3 protein-coding genes are annotated in these 2,338 nt (G+C 59.7%); all 3 read right to left on the bottom strand.

The window, feature by feature from the left end:
* Positions 1–155 precede the first annotated feature (155 nt).
* On the bottom strand, positions 156–497 hold the full coding sequence (locus tag GWG54_RS20425; RefSeq protein WP_209438554.1) for a hypothetical protein: 342 nt from the start codon (positions 495–497) through the stop codon (positions 156–158).
* Positions 498–585: 88 nt separating this feature from the next.
* Positions 586–1,104 carry a transcriptional regulator gene (locus GWG54_RS20420; RefSeq protein ID WP_167939465.1) on the bottom strand — a complete coding sequence of 173 codons (519 nt, stop codon included), beginning with the start codon at positions 1,102–1,104 and terminating at the stop codon, positions 586–588.
* A 128-nt stretch (positions 1,105–1,232) separates the two neighbouring features.
* A complete protein-coding gene (locus GWG54_RS20415) occupies positions 1,233–2,177 on the bottom strand; it encodes a glycosyl hydrolase (RefSeq protein ID WP_167939464.1) in 945 nt (314 codons plus the stop codon).
* Between the last annotated feature and the right edge of the window lie 161 nt (positions 2,178–2,338).

Below are 2,338 nucleotides of genomic sequence, written 5' to 3'. Positions count from 1 at the left end.
GTCTGCGAGCATCCTAACCAATTCACTCAACGACCTGCTCGTTTCTCAAACTGGCTCAACTAGACAGTGCCGGATATTCGAGAGGGCTCGGTGGCGTACGATCCGTATCTCGACTGCTACATCCTGGTCGTTGCCGACGATACCTCTGCCTACTGCTATCGCTCCCACAGCGTCTGGATGCGTTCCTCAATCCGATCAAGGGCGAGGCGACTCACGTCACGATGGTCGGCCGGCCACTGCGCGTTCTCCGCGTCAGTCCGACTGGCGTCCGGCGGCGGATGGAAGTGCTCCCGAGAGTTGTGCGCGTTCGGATGCCGATCCCATCGGCGCGCCCACGCGCCGTCCCGCCGCTTCTCCTGATAGTGGAAATTGAAGTCGTCGTTGCGATACCAGCGAACCTCGAGGTGAGCAGACGCCTCGTTCGGGTAGTAGTCGCCGGACATCGCGACACGAAGATGCAATTTCCCCTCCTCAACAATCTCTGCCCACTCGAACATGCGGTGCCCGACGAACCGGGACCGCATTCGCTCCAATACCGACCGGTCTATCGGTGCGGGACTCGTACCGTCATCTACCGGGATCATCTCAGGTGTGCGACGAGGCCGTCGAGCCGACGACTTTTCTCCGGGCACGTTCGTGGAGGCGACGCTCCTCAATGACGGTGGCCCAATCACCGAGTTCCGTGTACACCTCGTCAACCCGCTCCGCGTCGAACTCGAGGACGTCGACCTCCGCGGGCGAGTCGACATCATAGTCGTCCCGATACTCCGCAATCTGATCGGTCAGCTCCGACACACGGGCTTGCAACTCGTCGACCGTGTTCCCCTGGGCCAACTCGTTGACTCGCCGCCATTCAAAGTAGTCGTCGTTGCGTTCGTATCTGACTGGTCGGCCCTCGTGCCGAATGACGATCCCAAGGTCCGCATAGAAGGACAGATGTGTCCGCGCCGACTCTGCCGAGCAGTCCGCCCGCTTGGCAATCTCGGCGGCTGTCATCGGTTCTCGGGCGTGCAGCACCGCCCCGTACACGCGCTGCTTCGTGTCCTCGCCTTCGAACGGTCTATCGAACGGGGGCGAGCCGTCGCGGCGGGCATCGTCTGTCATACTCCCACCAACGGGACTAGCGTATATATTTCTACTTATAGCCAAAATATATCGTTTAGAGATCTGGGGTCAAAAGCCACGTCGCTCGGGACATTACGCTGGAACGAATAGAGCAGTTCCCATCGCGGTCACGGAGTAGCTGATGTGACAGCGAGCGAGTGAATACCTGTCGAGAGGTTCCCGAGCGTCGTCCATTCACCGCTTATCTGCCGAAGAACGTAGCCGCCGCGTGTCCCCGCAAGAACATCGCCGTCGTCTTCATTGAGAGCGGTCCACGCAAGAATGAACTCTTCCGGACCATCTGGATACGACACAGTCTCGAAGGTGTTACCACCGTCACTCGATTCGAACAATGCTGCGTCCGGACCAAGCTCACCGCCCCACGATGGGGGTGACGAACGGGCCGCCGCCGCGTACAATCGCCCACCAGCGACGAACGTCTCCCGGAAGTAAGTGTGGTCTAGATCGCCATCAAGACGCGTCCACGACTGGCCAGCGTCGCGCGTGCGGTACAGTCCGCCGCCACACGAAGCGATGTATTCCTCGGCACTTCTGACGAGTACATGGTGCACATCGGCATGAACTCCGTCACGGCGTTCTGTCCACGTATTTCCGTTATCCTCGCTGACGTGGACACCGCCGACCTCGATGCCCGTGACGACTCGCTCGGGAGCATCAGGGTGTGCACCGAGGCTACGGACGTGGGCTTCGTTACGATGGCGGGGAAGTCGCCACTCCTCACGTGACGGTAACTCCTGCAACCCCTCCAGTTCGCACCACGACTCGCCGCCGTCAGTGGTGACGTACAGATAAGCGGGATGCGTACCGGCGTACAGCCGTTCACCATCAGGACTCTGGAGGACAGAGTAAACCTCACGTCGGGGGACATTGAGGTCGGTCCATGTCTCACCGCCATCAGCCGAGCGGAACAGGCCCGAGCGCGTGGCCGCAAATACCACGTCGCCGAACCGACGTATTCGAAGGACACGCTCGGTTTCGAGAACGCGCATTGCATTGTCGATTCTGTCTATCGGGGCACGATAGACGCCCTCATTCGTGCCAATCAAGAGCATATCTCTCCTTCGGCGTATGGGAACTTAGTCGTTCTATCGGCTGGGTGGCACTTACTGGAGTCGAAATATTTCGTCACTGTTGATATTGCCGTGTTGACTCGATGGAAACGCTGCTACTCCATGAGGGCGTAAACCAAGCATGGGGCGCAAGAGACCGACCG

The organism is Natronococcus sp. JC468 (genome assembly GCF_012163165.1).
Classification (GTDB): Archaea; Halobacteriota; Halobacteria; order Halobacteriales; family Natrialbaceae; genus Natronococcus; species Natronococcus jeotgali.
This window is presented reverse-complemented; position numbering and strand designations above follow the sequence as displayed.